The following is a 438-nucleotide window of genomic DNA, read 5'->3' as shown; positions in this document are numbered from 1 at the left end:
GGCGAGCGCTCGATGAACGCCTACCTCGGCGCCTGCGTCGAGCTTGGCCCTGAGGATGTCGAAGCCGACAAGGCGTCCGGCGCCAAGGTCACCTATTTCGAAGGCTATCTGTGGGACCCGCCGCGCGCCAAGGAGGCAATCCGCCAGACGGCGAAGCTGGCGCACGCGGCAGGCCGAGAAGTGTCGATGACGCTGTCGGATTCGTTCTGCGTCGACCGCTACCGCGACGAATTCCTCGACCTGGTGCGCTCGGGCACGGTCGACATCGTCTTTGCCAACAGCCACGAGATCAAGTCGCTCTACCAGACATCGTCGTTCGACGAGGCGCTGGCCCAGATCCGCAAGGATTGCCGGATCGCCGCCGTCACCCGCTCGGAAAAAGGCTCGGTGATCGTGCGCGGCGACGAGACCGTGGTGGTCAAGGCGACCGCCATCAAG

The 438-nt window shown here is 65.1% G+C and carries 1 protein-coding gene; it reads left to right on the top strand.

Features of this window, described 5'->3' with window-relative positions:
- Positions 1-438: adenosine kinase (locus tag EOA22_RS37150; protein WP_164756360.1), on the top strand; the 438-nt coding region annotated here is incomplete at both ends.

Origin of the sequence: Mesorhizobium sp. M7A.F.Ca.US.014.04.1.1 (genome assembly GCF_003998745.1) — a bacterium.
Classification (GTDB): Bacteria; Pseudomonadota; Alphaproteobacteria; order Rhizobiales; family Rhizobiaceae; genus Mesorhizobium; species Mesorhizobium ciceri.
The sequence above is the reverse complement of the archived record's forward strand: the minus strand, read 5'-3'. Positions and strand labels throughout refer to the sequence as shown.